Source organism: Nitrospinota bacterium (genome assembly GCA_035528715.1).
GTDB lineage: Bacteria > JADFOP01 > JADFOP01 > DATKYB01 > DATKYB01 > DATKYB01.
The window spans coordinates 17,232-40,311 of sequence record DATKYB010000043.1; the positions used below are offsets into that span (position 1 = coordinate 17,232).

Annotated in this window: 24 protein-coding genes; 14 read left to right on the top strand and 10 right to left on the bottom strand. The window is 39.8% G+C overall.

Going from position 1 to position 23,080, the window contains the following annotated elements; translation table 11 throughout:
- Positions 1–10 precede the first annotated feature (10 nt).
- Both VMW81_02970 and VMW81_02975 read right to left on the bottom strand, forming a co-directional pair.
- Positions 11–1,300, bottom strand: a complete 1,290-nt coding sequence (locus tag VMW81_02970; GenBank protein HUU49906.1) for an ATP-dependent 6-phosphofructokinase — start codon at positions 1,298–1,300, stop codon at positions 11–13.
- Positions 1,301–1,433: 133 nt separating this feature from the next.
- Positions 1,434–2,363, bottom strand: a complete 930-nt coding sequence (locus VMW81_02975; protein ID HUU49907.1) for an L-lactate dehydrogenase — start codon at positions 2,361–2,363, stop codon at positions 1,434–1,436.
- Positions 2,364–2,601: 238 nt separating this feature from the next.
- Between VMW81_02975 and VMW81_02980 the strand changes: the two genes are divergently transcribed.
- Positions 2,602–3,597 (top strand): class II fructose-bisphosphate aldolase, encoded by a 996-nt coding sequence (locus VMW81_02980; protein HUU49908.1) that lies wholly within the window; start codon positions 2,602–2,604, stop codon positions 3,595–3,597.
- 83 nt (positions 3,598–3,680) lie between these two features.
- Here VMW81_02980 and VMW81_02985 read toward each other — a convergent pair whose 3' ends face one another.
- The 3 genes from VMW81_02985 to VMW81_02995 form a co-directional block, all read right to left on the bottom strand.
- Entirely contained in the window at positions 3,681–4,040 is a 360-nt protein-coding gene (locus tag VMW81_02985) for a DUF3313 domain-containing protein (protein ID HUU49909.1), read from the bottom strand.
- A complete protein-coding gene (locus VMW81_02990) occupies positions 4,016–4,402 on the bottom strand; it encodes a DUF3313 family protein (GenBank protein HUU49910.1) in 387 nt (128 codons plus the stop codon). Before VMW81_02990 ends, VMW81_02985 begins: the two co-directional genes overlap by 25 nt.
- Positions 4,403–4,631: 229 nt before the next feature.
- Entirely contained in the window at positions 4,632–5,348 is a 717-nt protein-coding gene (locus tag VMW81_02995; protein HUU49911.1) for a transporter substrate-binding domain-containing protein, read from the bottom strand.
- A gap of 549 nt (positions 5,349–5,897) precedes the next feature.
- Between VMW81_02995 and VMW81_03000 the strand changes: the two genes are divergently transcribed.
- The 4 genes from VMW81_03000 to VMW81_03015 all read left to right on the top strand — a co-directional run bounded on the left by VMW81_03000 (position 5,898) and on the right by VMW81_03015 (position 8,557).
- A complete protein-coding gene (locus VMW81_03000) occupies positions 5,898–6,332 on the top strand; it encodes a DUF1134 domain-containing protein (GenBank protein ID HUU49912.1) in 435 nt (144 codons plus the stop codon).
- Between the two features lie 220 nt (positions 6,333–6,552).
- On the top strand, positions 6,553–6,978 hold the full coding sequence (locus VMW81_03005) for a GIY-YIG nuclease family protein (GenBank protein HUU49913.1): 426 nt from the start codon (positions 6,553–6,555) through the stop codon (positions 6,976–6,978).
- Positions 6,979–7,032: 54 nt separating this feature from the next.
- Positions 7,033–7,512, top strand: a complete 480-nt coding sequence (greA, locus tag VMW81_03010) for a transcription elongation factor GreA (GenBank protein HUU49914.1) — start codon at positions 7,033–7,035, stop codon at positions 7,510–7,512.
- Entirely contained in the window at positions 7,502–8,557 is a 1,056-nt protein-coding gene (locus VMW81_03015) for a zinc-dependent alcohol dehydrogenase family protein (GenBank protein HUU49915.1), read from the top strand. Before greA ends, VMW81_03015 begins: the two co-directional genes overlap by 11 nt.
- A gap of 12 nt (positions 8,558–8,569) precedes the next feature.
- On the opposite strand, the gene VMW81_03020 is transcribed toward VMW81_03015, so the two are convergent.
- The 5 genes from VMW81_03020 to VMW81_03040 all read right to left on the bottom strand — a co-directional run bounded on the left by VMW81_03020 (position 8,570) and on the right by VMW81_03040 (position 11,487).
- Positions 8,570–9,412: an ARMT1-like domain-containing protein gene (locus tag VMW81_03020; GenBank protein HUU49916.1), complete on the bottom strand. Its 843-nt coding sequence runs from the start codon at positions 9,410–9,412 to the stop codon at positions 8,570–8,572.
- A 123-nt stretch (positions 9,413–9,535) separates the two neighbouring features.
- The gene (locus VMW81_03025; protein HUU49917.1) at positions 9,536–9,955 is read right to left on the bottom strand and encodes a response regulator; all 420 of its coding nucleotides are present in this window, start codon (positions 9,953–9,955) and stop codon (positions 9,536–9,538) included.
- A 227-nt stretch (positions 9,956–10,182) separates the two neighbouring features.
- Positions 10,183–10,497 carry a hypothetical protein gene (locus VMW81_03030; protein ID HUU49918.1) on the bottom strand — a complete coding sequence of 105 codons (315 nt, stop codon included), beginning with the start codon at positions 10,495–10,497 and terminating at the stop codon, positions 10,183–10,185.
- Between the two features lie 150 nt (positions 10,498–10,647).
- Complete coding sequence (locus VMW81_03035) at positions 10,648–10,935, bottom strand: DUF5320 domain-containing protein (protein HUU49919.1); 288 nt, start codon at positions 10,933–10,935, stop codon at positions 10,648–10,650.
- A 75-nt stretch (positions 10,936–11,010) separates the two neighbouring features.
- A complete protein-coding gene (locus VMW81_03040) occupies positions 11,011–11,487 on the bottom strand; it encodes a DUF134 domain-containing protein (GenBank protein HUU49920.1) in 477 nt (158 codons plus the stop codon).
- A gap of 243 nt (positions 11,488–11,730) precedes the next feature.
- Between VMW81_03040 and VMW81_03045 the strand changes: the two genes are divergently transcribed.
- From VMW81_03045 to VMW81_03085, 9 genes are all read left to right on the top strand, one after another.
- Positions 11,731–12,186: a cytochrome c3 family protein gene (locus VMW81_03045; protein HUU49921.1), complete on the top strand. Its 456-nt coding sequence runs from the start codon at positions 11,731–11,733 to the stop codon at positions 12,184–12,186.
- A 12-nt stretch (positions 12,187–12,198) separates the two neighbouring features.
- The gene (locus VMW81_03050) at positions 12,199–15,147 is read left to right on the top strand and encodes a molybdopterin-dependent oxidoreductase (GenBank protein HUU49922.1); all 2,949 of its coding nucleotides are present in this window, start codon (positions 12,199–12,201) and stop codon (positions 15,145–15,147) included.
- Positions 15,148–15,149: 2 nt separating this feature from the next.
- The gene (nrfD, locus tag VMW81_03055; GenBank protein HUU49923.1) at positions 15,150–16,475 is read left to right on the top strand and encodes an NrfD/PsrC family molybdoenzyme membrane anchor subunit; all 1,326 of its coding nucleotides are present in this window, start codon (positions 15,150–15,152) and stop codon (positions 16,473–16,475) included.
- 4 nt (positions 16,476–16,479) lie between these two features.
- Positions 16,480–16,995, top strand: a complete 516-nt coding sequence (locus VMW81_03060) for a DUF3341 domain-containing protein (protein HUU49924.1) — start codon at positions 16,480–16,482, stop codon at positions 16,993–16,995.
- Positions 16,982–17,476 carry a cytochrome c gene (locus VMW81_03065; GenBank protein ID HUU49925.1) on the top strand — a complete coding sequence of 165 codons (495 nt, stop codon included), beginning with the start codon at positions 16,982–16,984 and terminating at the stop codon, positions 17,474–17,476. Before VMW81_03060 ends, VMW81_03065 begins: the two co-directional genes overlap by 14 nt.
- A complete protein-coding gene (locus tag VMW81_03070; GenBank protein HUU49926.1) occupies positions 17,476–18,726 on the top strand; it encodes a hypothetical protein in 1,251 nt (416 codons plus the stop codon). The genes VMW81_03065 and VMW81_03070 overlap by 1 nt, the downstream gene beginning before the upstream one ends.
- 157 nt (positions 18,727–18,883) lie before the next feature.
- Positions 18,884–21,529: a heavy metal translocating P-type ATPase gene (locus tag VMW81_03075; protein ID HUU49927.1), complete on the top strand. Its 2,646-nt coding sequence runs from the start codon at positions 18,884–18,886 to the stop codon at positions 21,527–21,529.
- Positions 21,530–21,660: 131 nt separating this feature from the next.
- Complete coding sequence (locus VMW81_03080) at positions 21,661–22,041, top strand: hypothetical protein (protein HUU49928.1); 381 nt, start codon at positions 21,661–21,663, stop codon at positions 22,039–22,041.
- An 89-nt stretch (positions 22,042–22,130) separates the two neighbouring features.
- Positions 22,131–23,072, top strand: a complete 942-nt coding sequence (locus VMW81_03085) for a DmsE family decaheme c-type cytochrome (GenBank protein HUU49929.1) — start codon at positions 22,131–22,133, stop codon at positions 23,070–23,072.
- Positions 23,073–23,080 lie beyond the last annotated feature (8 nt).

Here is a 23,080-nt window from a genome sequence, read left to right on the forward strand (position 1 = left end):
CTAAAAGCAATTAGAGCATTTCTCTTGGCTGGCCCGTTGATTCAAGGACAGAACTCCAAAGCCTTCCATTTGGGTCAATCTTCTTTCGCTCAGACACAGCCATAGGAATCGGCACATGTGTGAATTCGTTCTTCCAGTAGCCCACGACCATATTTGTTCTTCCGGTCATTCCCGCATGCGCAGCATTGTGACCGAGAAGCAGACAGAATACAGAATCATAGGGGGTCGCAGGCATACTCCGTATGGTGTAGCTCGGGTCAATATATTTAAGATTTGCTTCTATCCCTTCTTTTTTGAAATATTCTTTAATCTTGTCTCTTAAGTAAAGGCCGATATCTCCAAAACGGACATTGCCGGATGCATCTCGCTCCTGCGTTTTCTCTAAAAGGTCCTGTCCGGCTCCCTCTCCTACAACAATCACGGCATGCTGTCTACTTTCCAGTCTTTCTCTCAGTGCCTTGAGAAAGGCCTCAAGAGAAAAGCGGACTTCGGGAATAAGACAGAAGTTGATCTCATTATTGGCGAGTGTGGCAAATGCTGCAATGAATCCCGATTCTCTGCCCATTAGCTTCACAAGGCCAATACCATTTCTTGCTCCCTCGGCTTCCACATGAGCAGAGTAGCTTGCTGTTGTCGATTCTGAGACTGCTGTAACAAAGCCGAAAGATTGCTGCACATGAGAGATATCGTTGTCTATGGTTTTTGGAATTCCGATCACAGAAATCTTCAAACCGCGTTGCTCGATTTCCTTGGAAATAGCCTGAGCTCCACGCAGCGTCCCGTCTCCACCTATTGTAAAAAGGATACCAATATTCATCCGCTCTAAGGTATCGACCATTTCAGAGACATCTTGAGGTCCGCGCGATGAACCTAAGATTGTCCCTCCTTTTTGATGAATGTCGCTGACATTTTCTGGTAAAAGCTCAAGAGGAACATGGCAGTGTTTAGGCGAGAGTCCCTCATAGCCATAACGAAAACCATAGATTGTTTTCACACCGTAATGATGGTAGAGGCTTAAGACAATGGCCCGGATTACATCGTTCAAACCAGGGCATATGCCCCCGCAGGTTACGATTCCGCATTTTAGTTTTGTTGGATCAAAGTAGATTTTTTCTCTCGGTCCAGCCATCTCAAAACTCGGTAGCTTTTTACCGGCTTTTATATGCTTTTCAATCTCTTTTGTACTTGAATGATAGAGCACATGTTCTTCATCGTTTATAAAATTCACAGCAGTCATAGGTGAGGAGATACGGCACTCACCCAGTTTCGAAATCGTAAAATCAAGCTCGCTCTCTTTCATAAAAAACCCTTTCTAATAATTTCTAATTTTTAATGTATATTAAAGAGACGATCCTTATGTCAAGCACGGGATTAATTAATTTTGTCATGAGATCAGCTCTAAAGCAGCTATTCAGTAATTAAATTGATTTCCATTAACCGAGCTTGCTGGCAGCCTCTCTTAGAATATCAGCACTTTTTTTGAGTGCTGTTTGTTCTTCGTTAGAGAGTGTTGGACGAAGTGTTCTTACTATGCCTTCTTTACCCACCACACGCGGGAGAGAAAGGCTTATTCCTTCAAGTCCCTCAATATCCTCGCTGCGGATTGAAAGCGTGAGAACCGCACCTTCATCTTCACGGATAGCTCGGGCAATTCGAGCAAGACCTGCTCCAATTCCATAGTAGGTTGCCCCTTTTCCTTCGATGATTCTATAAGCTGATCTTCGCACCTCATTATCTATGAAAGATTTAACCTCTTCGTTAATAGGACAACCGCTTTGCTCTGCAAAGTCAAAGATAGATACACCGCTCACGTCGGCACCGGACCAGACCAATACTTCTGAATCCCCATGCTCTCCCATAACATAGGCATGAACAGAGCTCGGCGATACACCAAGATGCTTTCCAAGGAGAGCACGGAAGCGAGCTGTATCAAGAATTGTTCCTGATCCAATGACGCGGGAAGAGGGAAGGCCGGAGATTCTTGCAACAACCTCAGTCATTATGTCTACAGGGTTAGAGGCAATAAGGAGTATCGTTTCAGGTTCGTATTTCAGAACCTGCGGGACAACCTTTTTAAAAATTTGAACATTGCGTTCCAGAAGCTGGAGGCGTGTTTCTCCTTCACGTTGAGCCACGCCGCAAGAAAGGACTACAAGATCAGCTCCTTTGAGATGAGGGTAGTCTCCTGCAGCGATCCGTAAAGATTTGGCAAAAGTGCTGGCGTGAAGGATATCCTCTGCGTGAGCCTGGGCCAGTTTTTGGTTGAGGTCGATGAGCAAAAGTTCGTTTACCACTCCCTTTAGAACCATAGCATAAGCAGCTGTACTGCCAACGAATCCGCATCCTACAATACCAACCTTCATGTTTTTTCCTTTATTATAGCAATCTTAGTCATTCAATATAATTTATAGAAATAAAAAAGTTGGATGTCAACTTTAAATTGTATCCATCTTTTTGTAATTGAAGGCTTTTTTAAACGTCAAAGGGGAAGGTAAAGGCATAAACTACTTATTTGTTTGACATAATTCCCTAAATCAGTAATATTTTATTAATAAAATAAACTTGTTCACTCTATGAGAATCTATTGATAAGGAGAGCAAAATGGCAATTAGTTATAAGGATCTCGGTCTTGTTAATACAAAAGAGATGTTTGGAAAAGCAATGAAGGGTGGATATGCGATTCCAGCATACAATTTCAACAACATGGAACAATTGCAAGCCATTATTCAGGCATGTGTGGAGACAGAATCACCTGTTATCCTTCAGGTATCCTCTGGAGCAAGAAAATATGCCAATCAGACTATACTTCGCTATATGGCAGAAGGCGCTGTTCAGTATGCAAAAGAGCTTGGAAGAGAGATTCCTATTGCACTCCATCTTGATCATGGAGATACTTTCGAACTTGCAAAAAGCTGTGTGGATATGGGATTTTCATCAGTCATGATCGATGGCTCACATCATCCTTATGACAAAAACGTGGAGCTGACAAAAAAGGTTGTCGACTACTGTGACCAATACGACGTTACTGTTGAAGGTGAGCTCGGTGTCTTAGCTGGTGTTGAAGACGAGGTATCTGCAGAGAAATCAACATATACAAAGCCAGAGGAAGTAGAAGACTTTACAAAAAAAACAGGTGTTGATTCACTCGCTATCTCCATTGGCACATCACACGGCGCAAACAAATTCAAGCCCAAGCAGTGCACTAAGAACGAAAACGGCATTTACATTCCCCCTGAGCTTCGTTTCGACATCCTTGAAGAGTGTGCAAAAAGGCTTCCTGGATTCCCCATTGTTCTGCACGGTGCCTCTTCAGTGCCTCCTCATCTTGTTAGAATTATAAATGAACACGGAGGAGCCCTGAAAGACGCTATAGGCATCCCTGAAGAACAGTTAAGAAGGGCTGCAAAGTCCGCCGTTTGCAAGATCAATATCGATTCAGACGGTCGTCTGGCCATGACAGCTGCAGTTAGGAAGGTTTTTGTTGAAAGCCCAGCAGAATTTGACCCGAGAAAATATCTTGGGCCTGCGCGAGAAGCTTTAAAAGAACTATACAAACATAAAATCATTCACGTGCTTGATTCAAACGGTAAGGCATAATTTAATTAAAAAATAGAAAAGGCAGGTCTTAAGTTTTTAAGACCTGCCTTTTACCTATCTTAGTGAAATAACTATTGTATGTCCTATTGTTTTATCGGTTCATAAATACCCTTAACAGGCTTTCCATGTGCCTCATCTAACTTCTGCCGTAGCATAAGTGCCCATTCTTCAAAGACGACTTTGACATGACCCCATTTGCTCATGCCTTTAAAAACTTTGACTTTCAGAGCCCCTCTTCTATCTAACGCGGCAGCAAGCTGTTCATTGGTTACTGAGTCGAGGAATTCTGCCTCAAGAGTTGCTTCTCCCACAAATGCATGAACACCTGTTGTAATTTTTTTTACAGTACTAATAACCAAACCAGGTGGTCCAATACTTGTGATTGTGTTTAAAGCCGGTTTGCTCGGGACTATATCTGTTATGGCCGTCCGAATTCGAAGCACGCCTGGACCTGGTCTGTCACTATTGGATATTCTTTACCCAAGGCTTCCACAAAAGCCTTGTGAAAGGCATCGGCCAGCTCTTTCATCTCATCTGGATTAATCCCTTTATATTGTGCATCCGCTTTAAAAAAGAAAACGACGCGGTCCATTAAGACCTTATTGTAATTCTTTAAATCGAAACCCTCTTTTTCATAGAGATAATCAACTCCGCTTTGATCAGAATAGCTTTCAGGACCAGGTTTAAGCTTTGAGTAGTCTGAAAGAAACCCTGAGCCTTGGTATTTATATTCGGAAAATCCTGTGGATGTGGTTAAGGCAAAAACAATACCTACCAGTAAAACTAACATCCATCGAAACCTCATTATTTCCTCCTTAATAAGGTTAATATTGTTAAGAATTTTTGAGAATATTTTTCCGTATTCTCAATTAACAATAGTAAATCGAGCAGCCTTTGACAACTCGAGAAAATACTAGTTTTTTCAATAATTTTTATGGTATTTAGTAAAGATGAATTTATAAAAAAGGTATCTTTCTCTTTCTTCCGAATTAAGTGGATAGGATTCTTGTATCTGATGATTTAGACAAAACCCCTTATTTTTGGAAGAGCATCGTATAATCTTTTGTATCAGGTAATCTTTTCAACCAGGACGTTTCTTCGAACCAGCGCTTTGACAAGTTCATGAGGATATTTGTCGCCTTAAGTGTGGTGAGAAGGTTCTCTACCCAATTAATCAGCAGTGGATCATTCGGAGGCAAAGCAATGCCTATTGGCTCAAAATTGATAGGTGTCTTCACAGTTGCCAGGCCTTTATGCTTATAGCGAAATGCAGATACCACACAGAAGGGATAATCAGAAACCATGGCGTCAACCTTGCCTTGAATAACGAGGTCCAATGATTCATCCAAGCTCTTTGTGATCACGTGCTTGGCCTTGGGTACAAATTGCTTGACAAAAACATGGCTGGTAGAACCTTTAAGCACGGCCACAGAAAAATCGGATTTATCTATATCTTTGGTACCTGAAAAAGAGATAATCGTGTCAACTTTAGCTAGGAGGGCCTTGCCGGAAATAAAATATGGGCCAACAAAGGCCACCTTCAGATTTCGAGTTTGGGTCATGGTCATGTTGGATAAAATCATGTCTATCTTACCTTCCTGTAGCGCTGGTAGCAGTTTATGAAAGGGAATATTCTCAATCTTAAGCTTTACGCCCATGGCATCGGCCATGATTCTGGAAAGATCGACATCAAGACCGATTATTTTTCCATCTTTGGTTTTTACATTGAGCGGAGGTTGGTCGCCGGACATCCCCACTACCAGTTCACCCCTCTGTAAGATACGATCGATCACTGGTCCAGCTAGGGCTGTGATAGAGAACAGAAATGTTAATGAAAAAACGAAAAAAACAACAAAAACTCCTTTCTTCATACTCTTTCTCCTTTCTTTTGAGAATGATGGAAAATTGATTAGTTCGCGTTCTATAAAATATAGCCAACATATATATGGTTTAAGTGGATTCTGTCAACTAGGAAAAATACTAGTATTTTATTGTTTTTTTATGATATATAGTAAAAATCGTATTGCCGCTAGAAAATAAAGAAATATTTTTATTTAACCTTTACTTTTTTAGATAAGAAAAACGAGAGTAAAAAATCTTCTTGACTTTCTTTGTAAAGCTACTATATTAAAGACTAAATATCGGTTTTAAGATAGAATCTAGAACTTATAAATTTTTTTTAGAAAGGAGGGTGTAAGAAGGTAATTTTACGATTATTAGTGTAAGCAAAACTTTGAAAGTAGGTATCATGAGCTAGAGGAGTTTTAGAAGTATTAACTTATTAGAGGAGCTAGATTGATATGAAGTTTCGCTCAATGTTAGTTATACTGGTAGCTATCTTTTTTGTTGTGGGCACAGCATTTGCTGCAGAGGTAAAAGAGCCTGTTGGAACTGTAACGATTGATTCAAAATCTCTTGCAGCTGGCATTGGTTTTCAATGGGGCGGTGGTGTACTCACCATTGATGGGAAAAAATATAATTTTAAAGTCAGCGGCCTCAATATTCTTGATATAGGATTTGCAGGTATAAGCGCAGTTGGAGAGGTTTACAATCTTAATAGAGTATCTGATTTTAGTGGCACATATACAACCGGCGAGATAGGATTTGCTTTGGCTGGCGGTGTTGGTGGTTTGACAATGAAGAATCAAAACGGCGTTGTCATCAACCTGAGCTCCACCCAGCAGGGTGCCAGACTGACACTTGCAGCTGGAGGTCTCAAAATTACGCTGAAATAAGATAAAAGAGTTAATCTCAATAGAAAAAGTAATAAAAAGGTCATCGAAAGATGACCTTTTTATTTTGCAAGAGATTATCAGGATGAGCTGCAAAAATCATTCTTATCTGCTTTTGTTTCATTTGATACCTAATAAATTTTTATCTATACTTCATGCAAAAATTTGTATAAAATCATTTACCCTAACTGAGAAGGTAATATTGTTAAAAAAGGAGTTTATAATGGCAGAGTTGGAATTCTATGTTGAGTTTTACGGGCATTGGAGAGAAAGCAAAAAAGAACTTATACCACCTCATTTTGGTGTTTTTTGTGTATATGATTGCTCATACCATCCTGATAGTGATAGGGTTAAAATTGATAGGTTAATTTATATAGGCGAAGCAGAAAATGTAAGAGAGGGTATTAGTAATCATGAAAAATGGGATGAATGGAAGCAGAATATAGGGGATGGAAAAGAACTATGTTTTTCTTTTGGCGCAGTAGATAAAAGTTTCCGCGAGCGTGTCCACGCTGCTTTTGTTTTTCAAAACAACCCACCACTCAATGATAAATATAGAAATAGTTTTCCATTTGATAAAACAACGATAACAGCAAGAGGAGGCGTAGAGCTTCTGATAACCGACTTTTCTGTTGAAAGAACTTCATAGAATCACCTATATTTTTTTAATTTTCGTTTTAAAAGATGATCGTTAGGACAAGGAATGAAAGAAAAGATTCCTATCACTAAGCAAGGTTTTGAAAAGCTTCAGGAGGTTCTTAAGCACTTAAAGACCGTTGAGAGAAAAAAGGCTTCAGAGTTAGTTGGTGAGGCTGCCTCTCACGGAGACCTTACAGAGAATGCTGAGTATGATGCTGCGAAAGAGCACCAGGCTCGGATAGAACACCGAATTATATCATTAGAGGATCGGCTTGCTAGGGCTGAAGTTATTGATGTATCCTCTCTTTCAGGAGATAGGGTCGTCTTTGGCGCCAAAGTATTTTTAGAGGACCTCGATACAAGTGATGAGCTCACATATACAATCTTAGGAGAAGATGAGACTGATGTCTCTAACAATCGCATTTCCATCAAATCCCCTATTGCAAGAGCCTTGATCGGAAAGAGTGTAGATGATGAGGTAGCTGTTGCTGTTCCTTCGGGAAAGCGCAGATTTTTAATCCTTGATATAAAGTTTGGCGAATAAAAAATTAAAACTGAATAATAAGGATATAGCGAGGCTTGTAATGCGGGCAATGATTTTGAAACAACCCAAACCTATAGAAGAAAGTCCATTATTTTATGAAGATGTAGAAGAGCCGTTTCCAGGAAAAGGCGAGATTAGAATCAAAATCAAGTCCTGCGGAGTATGTCATACTGATCTTCATACTATTGAGGGAGATCTGTCATTACCCAAGCTCCCCATTATTCCGGGACATCAGATAGTTGGAATTGTTGATAACCTCGGCTCTGATACTCATCGATTCAAGGCAGGAGAGCGTGTCGGGGTACCCTGGCTTTATTCTACCTGTCAGGATTGTCAGTTTTGTATAAGAGGTTTAGAAAACCTCTGTGAAAAGGCCTATTTTACAGGGCTTCACAAAGATGGCGGTTATGCTCAATACATAGTGGTACCAGAAGACTTTTCTTATCCTCTACCTGATAGATTTCCAGACCTTCAAGCAGCACCTCTTCTTTGCGCTGGTATTATTGGCTACAGGTCATTGAGGCTGAGTGAAATAAAGCCTGGGGAGAAACTTGGCATGTATGGTTTTGGAGCATCTGCGCATGTAACCATCCAGGTAGCTCGTTATTTGGGATGTGAGGTTTATGTCTTTACAAGAAGCGCTGAACACAGAAAACATGCTGAGGAACGGGGGGCTTTTTGGACAGGCTCTGCTGATGATAAACCACCAGTATTGATGGATAGCAGCATCATTTTTGCTCCCTCTGGAGACCTTGTGCTCAAAGCTCTTAAGATTTTAAGGAAAGGAGGGACTCTCGCTTTAGCCGGGATTCATATGAGCCCTATACCAAAGATGGATTATCATCTTATTTATGGGGAGCGGACGATAAGGAGTGTTGCTAATAGCACGAGAGGTGATGCAGAAGAGCTTTTAAAACTTGCAGCAGGGATTCCCCTTCATACAGATATTGAAGTCTTTCCCTTAAATGAGGCAAACGAAGTTTTAAAGCGCTTAAAAAGGAGTGAAATCAAGGGAGCAGCAGTACTTGAGATTCCTGAAGGATAAAACCATTTGTCTTTATAGGGCTGATTTTAATATGATGTCACCGATATTACACCCCACATCTTTTGCGCTGCAGTAACACTTGGTCTTAAAGAGGAAGAATATAGGCTTGGTCTCTTCTGAGAGGGCTTCAAAGTTTCCCTGTCCTTTGCTTATTACAAATTTTGAATTTTTATAGATTTCTAAAAAATCCTTTGAGCAGTACTCCAAAATTGTACCAGGGGCATCTGAGCCGCTGCTGATAATCTTAGCAACTTTATCCATTTCACAAAAGAGCGCATCTTCTATCAAAGCATCATTGATTATCGGCTCATCTCTAACTACGTATATGATTTCTTTATTCAATTCTTCGATCAATATTTTATCAAACACCACCTCTCCAGCATTGTCTGCCAGATAGAGGATCTGTGATGTGCTCGTCAGAGAGTTTTTAAATTTTTCATAGTCGAAAATAGCAAAATCTTTTTTGAGGGTATCATCTATTTCATCGTCAACATTAAAGGAGTTTGGCGTTCCATAATCGATTACATTACCTGCAATCGATAGTCTTATTGCTGTCAGCAGAGGATCTTTTGACTCTTTAACCTTTTTCTTCAGGTTGGGGTAGAGGTTAAGAGCAATTTTATTAAATCGATATTTTATTTCTTTGAAGGGGTCCGGGTTTCCTGTAACGTCTCTAACAAGGGCATAGATATCTTTTCCCATTTCAGGTGGCTTTTGTTCGAGGCTGAAATCTGGAATCATCTGAGAAAGTTTATCGAGAACCTTTTTCTGAGTAACCTCATCCGCGCCTGCAATTTGACTGGCTATAAGGGCCTGTTTGAAAAAACAGGGTATACACTCTAAATATGTCTTCATCTAAATCATACAAATCTTAATTTAAAATGGTTTACATTAAGAGGATACTAGTATAAGAATTTAAACAGCAAAAGCAAGCCTTTTCATTGAATTGACTTTTTTATCTTAGAAATTGAGAATGTTTTATTGGGAAGAATTTTGTTCTTGATTGACACGCCGCTCACACTCATCCAACCATCTTTCTAATTCTTTAAGACTAAAGGGCTTTTTGAAAACCTTACATCCCAGAGTTTCTGCTTTTTTGATATCTTCTTCTGAAAAATTCCCTGACATGATGGCTGTATTTTCTTTGATTGCCTTGCAGCCCTTTTTTAATTGAAGCTCAAAGAAGTCTATACCTTTCATCCCGGGCATATGATTATCAAATATACCTATGTCCCTACATCTTTCTTTACGGTTGCAGCATGAATCGTGGTTATGATAGAGAGGACATATAATCGGAGATTTGTAAAAACTAACTTCATAACTCCTTTGTTTAAAAAGTTCCTTTAAGAAGTTTTGTATTCCTAATTCGTCTTCAAGAACGAGACATCTTATCTTCATTTTTTTCTCCAATGTTTGGATAGTTTTAAGACTTTTTATATCAATTCATAAGCAGAACAAACTTTTCTTAATCAAATTTTTTTTAATAATAATAGTAAGATAGAGACAAGACGACAAATAAAGAAAATTTTTTGGAGCAATATTATTTTAAATATAGGTGAAGAGGAAAGATTTTATCCGTTGGCTCAAAAAGAACCAAAAGAGCTGAAAAGGATTAAATTTCGTTTTTACTTCGGTCCACAGGGAACAAAAACATCACCATCACGAATCTCTTCTTCCATCTTTTTTCGACCTTCCTTATCAAGATTTGGGGTATAGTAAACAGCAAATGTGATTATTCCCTCCTTAGAATTTTCTTTCCAGCATTCCAGCCTTTCGTGGTTTTGGGCGCTACTCTTTACCTTATCTGATTCATCAACATCAATAATATAATACCCCCTGTGTTTGAGACAATATACAACAAAGAGACCTGGTTTGTCTTCCATTTGGTCTGGTGAACTTATGGGGCCATCAAATCGATACTTCCCAACAGGAAACTTCATAAGAACCTCCTTTTACTAAATCAATCTTATGATAATAATGGGTTTTAGAACTGACCTATTAGTATAAAAAATTACTTGTTAAAATCAAGTATTTTTATTTTACTTTTTACCATAGAAAGAAGAAGGTGGGAAGGTTAGTTCCCACCTTTTCTATTTCTCCTCCTTTTTGAGCTCTTTTTCTATTTCACCCAGTCTCTTTTCAAGTTCGGCTTTTTCATCCTTTAGGATCTTTAGTTCATACTCAAGGTCTTCTTTTGTAGCTGATGGAGGAGGGACAGGACCAAAGCTGTATACATGGGAAGCATGGGCCATTCGACCAGTTGAATCTTGGAAAAAAGCATGGGGTCCAAACCCACATAGACAGGGCCCTACATAAGAATAGCCTGAAGGAACTGCTCTAGACCATCTATATCCTAAACCTCTTCCTCTGCCATACATATTCACTCACCTCCTTTAGTTTAATATTTAGTTATAAAAGACTAGATTTTGCGCTTAAATAGTCATATAAAAGTTTTATCTCCATGGAGGACCATGACCTCTTCTTGGGCCTCGGCCTCTCCCAAATCTCCAGCGGAAGGGTTGACCTTTTCTTATCATACGTATTGATGTATTTTTGCATTCAGGGCATTCTTGGGGGATATTATTTTTGGATTCCATAACCCATCTATTTTCGCAATCACGACAATAGAAGAACCCTTCAGACATGACATAATTACCGCCTTCGATCTTTAAAAGTTTTCCCTGAACAAGAGATTCTGCTATTTTTCTATGAGCCTCTTGCAGGATTCTTCCAAAGGTTTGCCTAGAAATCTTCATCATCTTTGCCGCCTCTTCCTGATAAAGACCTTCAAAGTCTGCCAGTCTTATAGCCTCAAATTCATCAACACTTAGAGTTAGATATTCTGTTTGAGAGATTCTTATACCTCCTGGTCTAAAAGAGGTTAAAATAGGTTTTCCCCATACAAATCTATTTTTTCTTGGACGTACCATTGAATCCTCTCTTTATAATGAGCATATGCTCATAATATATGACCAATGAATTTATTTGTCAAGGTTTTTTCGATAATAAAATTATATTTGGTGAAAAAAACTAATTCAGAATACAGCACAATTAAGGATTGACAATAGTGTTTAGTAATTGGCATAATCCTTAAGAATTTTTTAAGAACAAACAATCTATTTTTTTCAATGAAGCTATTTAAAAAGCCCCTTCTAATATTCTTATCAGGATGTGTGATTCTTTTTTTTGGTTCTGGCTTTTTAAAAAGTCCTTATGCTCCAGTCCAACCTATAGAATTCAGTCATAAGATACATGCTGGCAACTACGAGTTGGCCTGCTTATACTGCCATTCCTATGCAAATCGTTCCTCTTATGCAGGTATCCCTTCAGTGCAGAGATGCATGGGTTGCCATAAGATTACAGCCCAGAATAAACCAGAGGTAAAAAAGATTCATGAATACTGGAACAAAAAAGAGCCTATTCCATGGGTAAGGGTATATAAGGTTCCTGATTTTGTTTACTTTACTCACAGAAGACACGTTAACAAGGGTATTAATTGCACAACTTGTCACGGTGAAGTAGAAAAGATGGAGAAGATTCAAAAGGTTTCGTCATTGAAAATGGGCTGGTGTGTGAAATGCCATAAGGAAAATCAAGTAAGCAGGGACTGTCTTATCTGTCATAAATAAAATGGGGGTTTTGTGAGGTTCTCTTTAAACAGAAGAAATTTTTTGAAAATGCTCGGTTTTGGAAGTGCTTCGACAGCTTTGAGTGGTTGCAGTTCTGAACCGATTGATAAGATTATTCCTTACTTGATCCCCCCAGAAGAGTCGGTCCCAGGGGTTGCTGATTGGTATGCTACTGTTTGCAGAGAATGTCCTTCAGGATGCGGTCTTCTTGCGAAGCTGAGAGAAGGGAGACCTATAAAGGTTGAAGGAAATCCTCATCATCCTGTGAACAGAGGTGGTTTGTGTATGCGAGGGCAGGCATCCTTACAAAGCCTCTTCAATCCTGATCGTATTAGAACACCCATGATAAAAAGAGAGAGTGGTGATTTTCAAACAATATCCTGGAAGGATGCTGAAAAAGAGATATTAGATATTTTAAAGACTAAAATAGATCAGCAAAAAACTGATGAAATAGCTGTGATAACCCCTCTCATTACAGGTAGCCTTGAGAGGCTTCTAAAAAAATGGATGGATGCCTTTCATATTAAAAACCATCTGATTCATGAGCCCATTTCATATGAGGATATTAAAGAAGCCAATAGGATTGTTTTTTCAAAGGCCGAAATACCCCTTTACTCAATTGAAGAGTCAGAAATGATTCTCTCGTTTGGAGCTGATTTTCTTGAGACATGGATTTCTCCGGTAGAGTATTCAAAGGCCTTTGGAAATATGAAACGAGCGGATATGAAGAGACAATTTATCTATATCGGACAGAGAATGTCACTTACCGCTGCTAATGCTGATGAGTGGATAAGTCTCAAGCCCGGTACAGAGAAAGCTCTTATTTTGGGTCTTATTCATTTTATTTTGAAAGAAAAACTGCATGCTGATCTTCCTTTTCTTGAGCGAGAGGTGATTAAAGAGCTCGTAAAAGATTTCTCATTGGATAGGGTTTCTTCTTATACGGGAGTCTCCCAGCAAACCATAGAAAGAATAGGAAAAGAGTTTTCTAAAGCAAATCCTGGACTGGCTTTAGGCGGTGGGATAGCTGTAAAAGGGCTTTATGCCACAGATATCTCAGTGGCTGTAAATCTCCTAAATTATATATGTGGGAATATTGGAAGAACAGTTCGTTTCGGCCATGAAATCGGTATTGGCAGGGTTAATCCATACAGAGATATGCTAAGATTAATTGAATCCATAGAGCAATCGAGACTAAAGGTCATTCTTCTGTATAATGTTAATCTTGTGTATAACCTTCCTGATTCTTCAGGTTTTCAAGAGGCTATAAAACGGATTCCTCATGTCATCTCCATTTCTCAGTTCATGGATGATACAGCAAAAGAGGCAAATCTTATTATTCCATCTTCTATGTCCTTTGAAGAATGGGGTGATTATATGCCCAGGAAAGGGGTTTTTGGGCTTCAACAGCCAGTGATAAAACCACTTTTCGAATCAAGGGGTTTTGGGGATATTCTTCTAAGCCTTGTTAGATCAATTGATGAAAAACAAAAAGGACAAATCCCATGGAACAATTTTCATGATTATCTCAAAGACTCCTGGAAAGGAATTCACAAAGACTTATCTCCAGAAATTGGATTTGACCATTTTTGGGAAGGGAGTCTCAGGAGGGGAGGGGTCTTTAGGGCTGAAACCGACAAAGAGGTCAAGCTCTCAACCAAAGTATCTTTGGATTCTAAGATAGATTTGAAAGATAAAGAGGATGAAAAATCCTCTACCCTTCTTCTCTATCCTTCCATTAAATATTTTGATGGCAGAGGAGCAAACAAGCCTCTGCTTCAGGAGATTTCTGATCCCCTTTCCAAGATTGCCTGGGATACATATTTGGAGATGAACCCAGAGACAGCTGTTGCTCTAAAGGTTCTGGAGGGAGATTTTGTATCTGTTGAGTCAAAGGATGGAAGGATGGAACTCCCCGTTCACATTTATGAAGGGATAAGAAAGGATGTTGTGGCCGTTCCTCTTGGATTAGGTCATATAGAATATGGAAGATATGCAAAGCAAAGAGGGGTAAATCCCGTTAAGCTTTTGTCAAAGAAGACAGAAGAAATTTCCGGAGGAGTGATATGGTCGCCTATACTTGTCAAGATAGAAAGAATTAATAAGAAAAAATCATTGGCATCAACGCAGGGAGGCCGAAGGCAGTTTGGGAGAAGGATAGCTCAGGCACTCTTTTTTAGCATTGGAAAAGGAATTCTCCACCTCAAGGGAGAAAAAGATATTAAAAAAGAAAAAAAGAGGGATCTCTATAAAGCTCATCCTTACAAGGATCACAAGTGGGGTATGGTGATTGATCTCAATGCCTGTATTGGTTGCAATGCCTGTGTTGCTGCTTGCTATATGGAAAATAATATTGGTATTGTAGGAGAGAGGGAAGTGATACGAGGGAGGGAAATGGAATGGATAAGGATAGAAAAATATGTTGAAAATAGGGGAGATGAGCTTGATGTAAGATTTGTACCGATGTTATGCCAGCATTGTGAAAATGCACCTTGCGAACCAGTTTGCCCGGTTTATGCGGCATATCACAATCCTGAAGGTTTGAATGCCCAGATATACAACCGCTGCGTTGGCACGCGTTACTGCTCTAATAACTGCCCCTACAAGGTTCGAAGGTTTAACTGGTTTTCCCATTCATGGCCAAAACCTCTTAATTGGCAGTTAAATCCTGATGTAACAGTAAGGGAGGTAGGGGTTATGGAGAAATGCACCTTTTGCATACAGAGGATAAGAGAAAAGAAAGAAGTTGCAAAAGAAGAGGGAAGAAGGCTCAGAGATGGAGAGATCATACCAGCCTGCGCACAGACATGTCCCACAGAAGCCATTATATTTGGAGACCTGAAAGACCCAAAGAGCAGGGTTTCCAAACTTTGGAATAGCCAAAGAGGCTACAGGGTTCTTGAAGAAATTAATACAAAGCCTTCTGTGGTTTATCTGAAGAAGATAAAACGAGAGATTTAGATATGAAATATAGCAAAGATATCACCTATGGAAAAGTCAACACAGATATCTTGAAGACTTTGGAAAGGCCGGGGAAGATCTATTATTTTTTACTCTTTATAGCCCTTTCGGTCTTTAGCCTTGGTTTTTTTGCATGGGTCTACCAGATATACGCAGGTATTGGTGTTGCAGGGATTACTCATCCTGTTGCGTGGGGGATTTATATAACCAACTTTGTTTTCTGGGTTGGTATTGCCCATTCAGGAACCCTTATCTCTGCAATACTCTATCTCTTCAGGGTCAGGTGGAGGAACTCTATTTACAGGAGTGCGGAGGCCATGACCGTTTTTGCGATAATGACCGCAGGCTTATTTCCAATCATACATCTTGGAAGGAGCTGGTATTTCTATTATCTTGTTCCCTATCCCTCCCAAACCATGTTGTGGCCCAATTTCAGATCCCCTCTTATCTGGGACGTCTTTGCTGTCACTACCTATTTTATTATCAGCTTTATCTTCCTTTATATGGGACTGCTGCCTGATATCGCAGCTGTAAGGGATAAGGCTAAAGGATTTAAAAAGAAGATTTATTCTCTCATATCACTGGGATGGAGCGGAACTGACAGGGAATGGAGACATCACTCAAGTGCCTATCTCTTCTTGGCTGCCATGGCAACTCCTCTTGTTGTCTCTGTTCACAGCGTTGTATCCTGGGATTTTGCCATGTCTATTGTCCCGGGATGGCATAGCACCATCTTTGCCCCCTATTTTGTTGCCGGAGCTATCCATTCGGGATTGGCAATGGTTTTAATCCTGCTGATTCCCTTAAGAAAGGTCTTTAAATTGGAAGAATATATTACTCAGAAACACTTCGAAAATCTGGCAAAGATTATTATCTTTACAGGGCTTATTGTAGCTTATTCCTATGCTACGGAATTCTTTATTGCCTGGTACAGTAATAATATCTATGAACAGGAAATATTTAAATATAGAGTCATAGGGGATTATGCGATTTATTTCTGGATCATGGTTATTTTTAACACAATTGTTCCTCTCCTTTTCTTTTTTAAGAAAATGAGGACAACTACGGTCTCTCTTCTCATTATTTCTATTCTGATCAATATTGGGATGTGGTTCGAGCGTCTCGTTATTATTGTAACATCTCTTGCTCATGAATATATTCCATTTTCATGGGGACTCTACAGGCCCACATGGGTTGAAATAGCTATATTGGCGGGTGGTTTTGCCTTTTTTGCCTTGTTGTTCCTTCTTTTTGTGAAGGTTTTACCAGCGGTTTCTATTAGCGAAATCAAAGAACAAATCGAACCGCCCAGGAAAGGGGAATCATAAAGGTATGAAAAGAAGAGCTTCAGGAGTATTAGGAATCTTTTCTCATCTCGATTTGGTTGTGAAAACCATTAAGAGACTCAAAGAGGAAGGCCATCAAGACTTAAGGGTAAGCTCGCCAGCACCTTTCCATGAGATTGAGGAGGTCTTAGAGTCTCGTGTTAGTCCTGTTAGGTTTTTTGCTTTAATAGGGGGGATATTGGGTGCACTAAGTGGATTTGCCCTGACTATTGGAACCTCTGTTTCTTGGCCATTGATAACAGGAGGAAAGCCAATCATTTCTATCCCTCCCTTTTTAATCATCGTATTTGAGCTCACAATACTCTTTGGGGGTGTTGGGACCTTAATCGGGGTTTTCTTGAATGCAAAGCTTCCCAAAATATCTCTTGATACGACTTATGACCCAAGGTTTTCTGAGGATCTCTTTGGTGTCTTTGTTTCCTGCCCAAAAGAAAAATTTCATTCAATTGCAGAGATCTTAAAATCATCAGGTGCTGAGGAGGTTCGGTTTGAAGAGGATTAGTCTCTTAATAATCTTTTCAATAATTTTAACCATGGGTTCTTTCAGCATTGTTTATGGATGGCCATGGAGCAAGGATATGGCAGATCAACCCTCTATCAAACCCCATGAAGGACCCATGAAACCTCCTGAAAATACCCTTCCCACTACAGGAGAGAGATTGCCCATGACAAGAGAAGAATTGGGTGAAAGGATTACTAACCCAATAAAGCCATCAAGAGAATCTATAGATAATGGTAAGAGGCTCTATATGACTCACTGTAGTATGTGCCACGGAAGAGAAGGCAAAGGTGATGGAAGCGTATCCAAGAAGTTCATCACACCTGCAGACCTCAGCCAAGACTTTTATAAAAAGAGGTCTGACGGGTTTATATACGGTACGATAAAAAATGGCGGGGCTGTGATGCCCTCTTATGGAGAAAACATGTCTGACAAAGAAAGATGGGATGTAGTCAATTTTATAAGGGCTTTACAGGGAAAATAATGGACAAGGAACTTCAAGAGAAGATGGTTTCAAAAACGATAAAGGCTTTACCTAAAGGGCTTCTTTTCCTTTTGTGGGGTCTTCTATTCGTGGGGATTCTTGTCTTTTTGTTTGGAGCCTTAAAAATAGATGAATTAAGGGCGTGGCAAACTTTTTTAATAAACTTTTTATTCTGGTCGGGGATATCCCTTTCTGGGGTTATCTTTGCAGCTATCCTCCAGATGACAAATGCCAGGTGGGGGAGACCCATTAAGCGTATTTCAGAGGGTATGGGATCCTTTCTTCCAGTATCCTTTATCCTTTTTCTTCTTATTTTCTTAGGGAGAGAGGTAATCTTTCCATGGGCAGTACACCCCGTACCTGGCAAGGAGAAGTGGTTGAGCATTCCGTTTCTCTTTTTACGAGACGGCATTGGTCTTATCATTTTATATGGTTTAAGCATAACGTTCCTTTATTTTTCTCTGAAGCCAGACCTTATTTTTGTAAAAGGCATGGGAAGGGTTCATGAAAAAGGAATTTTAAGTCGTATTATGAAGAGGTGGAAGGGAGTGGAAGAGGAGAGGCAGAAAAGCCAAAAAATCCTTACGATCTTAACTCCAATTATCCTTATCGCCTATGCCGTTATCTTTACTCTCATTGCCTTTGATCTGGTCATGTCTCTTGACCCACACTGGTACAGCACACTTTTTGGTGGATACTTTTTTATGGGGAACCTCTATATTGGTCTGGCATCGATTGCAATCATATCAATACTTGTTAGAAAATATTTAGGATTAGAGGAGTATATTGATATACCCCTTCTTCATGACCTTGGAAAGCTTATTTTTGCTTTTTGTCTGATCTCCCTGGATTTCTTCTGGTCTCAGTTTCTTGTCATATGGTATGGCAATCTTCCTGAAGAGACAGGTTTTGTTATCCTGAGAGGGATGGAAATGCCGTGGGCTCCCCTTTCCTGGAGTGTACTTGTTGTTTGCTTTATCCTCCCATTTCTCATCATGCTGAGCCGAAATGTAAAGAGAAACCCCAAAACCCTCTTTGCTTTGTGTATGGTAATCGTTTTAAGTATGTGGCTCGAGAGATATGTGCTTATCGTTCCTTCTTTATGGAAGGGAAATACAGCACCTTTTGGGCTGATGGAAATATTTATTACTCTCGGCTTTTTTGCCGGATTTGCCCTGACCTTTCTCTATTTTATAAAAAAACTTCCAATTTTCCCTGTTACTGACCCTCTTTTCCAAAAAAGAGATTGAGTATAAAATTTTTATTTTCTTTTATTCGCTTTTTAAAGTCTCCTTTTTATTTTCTTTTCATTTTGATAAGGTTATTTTGAAAAGATTTTTTTTGGTGATATATTTATACACATGAAATATCAGTATTTAGATTTAGATTTTCCAAAAGGGAATGATAATGGTTAAAGACCCGATCTGCGGAATGGAAGTCGAGAAAGAAAGAGCTGCCGCTACTTCTGAGTATAAGGGGATAACATACTATTTCTGTGCAAAGGGTTGCAAGGAGCGGTTTGACAAACATCCTGAGGCATATATTGAAACAAAGGAGAAAGAAGGAGACATTAAAGACAGAGAGGATGTTTATGAAGAGGGAACTAAGAAAATTGACCTTCCCATCAAAGGGATGAGTTGTGCCAGTTGTGCTTCAAAAATAGAGAAGGGGTTAATGGCTTTAGAAGGCGTGATGAAAGCCAGTGTAAATTTTGCTACAGAGAAGGCCACTGTTACTTATGATTCAAAGAGGGTCGAACCATTAAACTTTATTGAAGCAGTTTCTGGCCTTGGATATGAGATTCCTCACGAAAAAATAACCTTTCCCATTCAGGGGATGTCTTGCGCATCCTGTGTAAATAAGATTCAAAAAGCATTAGGCAGTCTTGATGGGGTAGTTAAGGCTAGTGTAAATTTTGGGACTGAAAAGGCATCAGTCGAGTATATTCCGTCCCTTGTAAATATCTCAGATTTTAAAAAGGTGGTATCCTCTTCAGGGGCATATAAGGTTATAGATGTTGAAGAGGACAAAACAGCCCTTGATAGAGAAAAAGAGGAGAGAGAAAAGGAAGTCGCCATACTAAAAAGAAAATTTATCTTTGGCCTTGTGATTTCCAGTATTATTTTTATAGGAGGTTTTTCAAAATGGTTTTCTTTCTTACCAGAAGGATTCATAAGATTTATTTCCAATCCTTTTCTTATGCTTATTCTGGCAACCCCTGTACAGTTCTGGGCAGGGTTTCAATTTTACAGAGGGACTTGGGCAGGAATAAAACATTTTAGTGCGGACATGAATACCCTTATTGCTGTTGGCACCTCTGCGGCCTATTTCTATAGTGTTTCTGCTATCTTTTTTCCATCTTTTTTTGTTGGCGAGGGCCTTAAACCTGAGCTCTACTTTGATACTGCAGTAGTAATCATCACTCTCATACTTTTAGGAAGGTTTCTTGAGGCAAAGGCCAGGGGTCAAACCTCAGAGGCCATAAAAAAGCTTATGGGTCTTCAGGCAAAGACAGCAAGAGTCATAAGAAATGATGAAGAGATAGATATTCCTATTGAAGATGTTTTGAAGGGAGATTTAATTGTTGTAAGACCAGGAGAGAAGATCCCTGTTGATGGTATCATCAAAAAGGGAAGTTCAGCCGTGGATGAATCTATGTTGACTGGCGAGAGCATTCCTGTTGAAAAAAGGGTAGGGGATGAGGTTATAGGCGCTACAATCAATAAAACAGGTTCTTTTAGATTTGAGGCAACAAAGATAGGAAAGGAGACGGTTCTTTATCAAATCATCCAGATGGTGGAAGAGGCTCAGGGCTCAAAGCCTCCTATCCAGAGGCTTGCAGATACGGTTGCAGGTTATTTTGTCTCGGTTGTTATGCTGATTGGACTTACAACTTTTTTGGTATGGTATTTCTTTGGGCCTGAGCCAGCCTTTAATTTTGCACTATTGAATTTTGTGGCAGTTCTCATTATTGCATGCCCCTGCGCCTTAGGTTTGGCCACTCCTACCTCTATCATGGTTGGAACGGGGAAAGGGGCAGAAAATGGTGTATTGATAAAAGGTGGCGAGGCTCTGGAGAGAGCCCAAAAATTAAATGCTGTTATCTTGGATAAGACAGGGACCCTTACGAAAGGGGAGCCATCTGTTACTGATATTATTGTGACTGAGGAATTTTCTGAAGATGATGTTCTTAGAGTTGCGGCCTCTGCTGAAAGGGGTTCGGAACATCCTTTAGGGGAGGCCATTGTATATAAAGCCAAAGAAAGAAATATTGCTCTGGATGATCCAAGAGACTTTAATGCGATAGCAGGACATGGTATCGAAGCAAAAATAGGTGATAATCAGGTATTACTGGGAAACCTTAAGTTAATGAGGGACAGAAAAATTATTCTGGGAGACCTTGATAGAAGAGCAGAGGCTTTATCAAGTGATGGTAAAACACCGATGTTTGTGACCGTTAATGGGAAGGCAGCAGGAATCATTGCTGTTGCAGATACCCTTAAAGAGAATTCAAAAGAAGCCGTAAAGTCTCTCCATAAGCTTGGGCTTAGGGTCATCATGATCACAGGGGACAACAAACGGACTGCTGAGGCTATTGCAAAAAGGGTAGATATTGATAGAGTGCTGGCAGAGGTATTGCCAGAGGATAAGGCGATAGAGGTAAAGAAGCTACAGGAGGAGGGAAACTGTGTCGCTATGGTGGGAGACGGTATCAACGATGCCCCAGCCCTAGCACAGGCAGATATTGGCATTGCTATTGGAACAGGGACAGATATTGCTATGGAAGCATCGGATATTACCTTAATCAGCGGTGATTTGAGAGGTGTGGTAACCTCCATAAAACTCAGCAAGGCAACCATGAGAAATATTAAGCAAAACCTCTTTTGGGCATTCTTTTACAATGTTTCTCTCATACCTGTTGCAGCAGGTATTTTATATCCCTTTTTTGGTCTTCTTTTAAGCCCCATATTTGCTGCTGCAGCCATGAGCCTTTCTTCTCTTACAGTCGTATCCAATGCCCTGAGGTTAAAGAGATTCAGTCCCCTCATCTGAAATAAAAGACCTGAACTTTAAAAGCTTACCATAAAGATTTAATTATACTTTACTAAATTAGTCAATTCTCTTCTTGCTATTATTTAATCATTATATTATAGAAGATAAAAATTGGAGGAAAGATGTTTGGCATGAAAAGTCTTAAAGGAAAGATGATAGTCTTTATAGGGCTAATATTAATTATATCAATAGGTATTTCTACCTTTTTGACGATAAAGATTCAGCGAAAATATCTTTTAGAATCAAAGATAACCAAGTTAAATATAATCACAAATGCAATTGAAAAAAGTTTAGCTTATGATATGAAGCTAGGAAGGTCAGATAAGGTTCAAAAGATTATAGAGATGATTGGAAGAAACGGGGACCTAAGAAAGATTAGAATCTTTTCAAAAAATGGGACGATTTTAAAATCGGATAATAGGAAAGAAATTGGTAAGATTATAGATTCTATCTTTATCCATTCTGTGAAAGACAGAGATACCACCCTTTTTCATGAGGCGTATTCAATATGATTCTGTTTGCATACATGACGGAAATAAGCTGAAGTTTTAAATTACGATGGTAGTGAAAGGAGGTTTTTAATGAGGAAGGAGGGGAAAGTATGATGGAGAAGGTCAAGAATTCTTTACTCTCTATTTTCCTATTGGCTCTCATGCTAGGATTTTTCCTCGTGTTCATTCCAAAAGATGCAAGGGGTGAGAGCGGCTATGCGGGTGCAGAGACCTGTAAGAGCTGTCATGCTTCTATGTATGAAAAGTATGCTTATACTCTTCATGCTGAGAAGAGCGACCCCAGGACGCCAGCTTCCAAAATGGGATGCGAGACCTGTCATGGTCCGGGCAAAGCCCATGTTGAAGCCGGTGGTGGAAAAGGGGTCGGTGGAATCATGGCTCTGGGTCCAGAATCAACGATATCGAAAGAAAAGAGAGATGCCACATGCCTTCAGTGCCACTCAAAGGGTAAAGTAGTGATGTGGAAAGGCAGCACCCATGAGAGCAGGGGGCTCTCATGTACGAATTGCCACAGTGCCCACTCTGGTTATCGCAAAAATCTTGCAAAGAAAACCCAGGTTGAGGTTTGCACTCAGTGCCATAAAAAAATAAGATCCGATTTGAGGAAAAGCTCCCATCACCCCATAAGGGAAGGGAAGATGCAGTGTACAAGCTGTCATAACCCTCATGGAGCAATTGCAGACAAGTTAATAACTGCCAATTATACTAATTTGAAGTGCTATGAGTGTCATGCTGAAAAGAGGGGGCCATATCTCTGGGAACACTCTCCCGTTACAGAAGACTGTACTACATGCCATACGCCTCACGGCTCTAATCACGAATTTCTCTTGAAGGGAAAACAGCCGTATATCTGCCAGAGATGCCATGCCAATTCAAGGCATCCGAGCCAACTCCGTGCGAGAAGCACAACCAATGCAGGACAGTCCGTATACACCAGTCAAGGCGCGCAGTTGTTTTATCGTTCTTGCCAGAACTGCCACATCCAGGTGCATGGAAGCAACCATCCATCTGGTAAATCCTTGATGAGATAAGGGGAGGA

Bases quoted from the DNA above. Each gene is read 5' to 3' on its own strand.
- VMW81_02970 (HUU49906.1), bottom strand. From the start codon at position 1,300: ATGAAAGAGAGCGAGCTTGATTTTACGATTTCGAAACTGGGTGAGTGC.
- VMW81_02975 (HUU49907.1), bottom strand. From the start codon at position 2,363: ATGAAGGTTGGTATTGTAGGATGCGGATTCGTTGGCAGTACAGCTGCT.
- VMW81_02980 (HUU49908.1), top strand. From the start codon at position 2,602: ATGGCAATTAGTTATAAGGATCTCGGTCTTGTTAATACAAAAGAGATG.
- VMW81_02990 (HUU49910.1), bottom strand. From the start codon at position 4,402: ATGAGGTTTCGATGGATGTTAGTTTTACTGGTAGGTATTGTTTTTGCC.
- VMW81_02995 (HUU49911.1), bottom strand. From the start codon at position 5,348: ATGTCCGGCGACCAACCTCCGCTCAATGTAAAAACCAAAGATGGAAAA.
- VMW81_03000 (HUU49912.1), top strand. From the start codon at position 5,898: ATGAAGTTTCGCTCAATGTTAGTTATACTGGTAGCTATCTTTTTTGTT.
- VMW81_03005 (HUU49913.1), top strand. From the start codon at position 6,553: ATGGCAGAGTTGGAATTCTATGTTGAGTTTTACGGGCATTGGAGAGAA.
- greA (HUU49914.1), top strand. From the start codon at position 7,033: ATGAAAGAAAAGATTCCTATCACTAAGCAAGGTTTTGAAAAGCTTCAG.
- VMW81_03020 (HUU49916.1), bottom strand. From the start codon at position 9,412: ATGAAGACATATTTAGAGTGTATACCCTGTTTTTTCAAACAGGCCCTT.
- VMW81_03025 (HUU49917.1), bottom strand. From the start codon at position 9,955: ATGAAGATAAGATGTCTCGTTCTTGAAGACGAATTAGGAATACAAAAC.
- VMW81_03030 (HUU49918.1), bottom strand. From the start codon at position 10,497: ATGAAGTTTCCTGTTGGGAAGTATCGATTTGATGGCCCCATAAGTTCA.
- VMW81_03035 (HUU49919.1), bottom strand. From the start codon at position 10,935: ATGTATGGCAGAGGAAGAGGTTTAGGATATAGATGGTCTAGAGCAGTT.
- VMW81_03040 (HUU49920.1), bottom strand. From the start codon at position 11,487: ATGGTACGTCCAAGAAAAAATAGATTTGTATGGGGAAAACCTATTTTA.
- nrfD (HUU49923.1), top strand. From the start codon at position 15,150: ATGAAATATAGCAAAGATATCACCTATGGAAAAGTCAACACAGATATC.
- VMW81_03060 (HUU49924.1), top strand. From the start codon at position 16,480: ATGAAAAGAAGAGCTTCAGGAGTATTAGGAATCTTTTCTCATCTCGAT.
- VMW81_03070 (HUU49926.1), top strand. From the start codon at position 17,476: ATGGACAAGGAACTTCAAGAGAAGATGGTTTCAAAAACGATAAAGGCT.
- VMW81_03075 (HUU49927.1), top strand. From the start codon at position 18,884: ATGGTTAAAGACCCGATCTGCGGAATGGAAGTCGAGAAAGAAAGAGCT.
- VMW81_03080 (HUU49928.1), top strand. From the start codon at position 21,661: ATGAAAAGTCTTAAAGGAAAGATGATAGTCTTTATAGGGCTAATATTA.
- VMW81_03085 (HUU49929.1), top strand. From the start codon at position 22,131: ATGATGGAGAAGGTCAAGAATTCTTTACTCTCTATTTTCCTATTGGCT.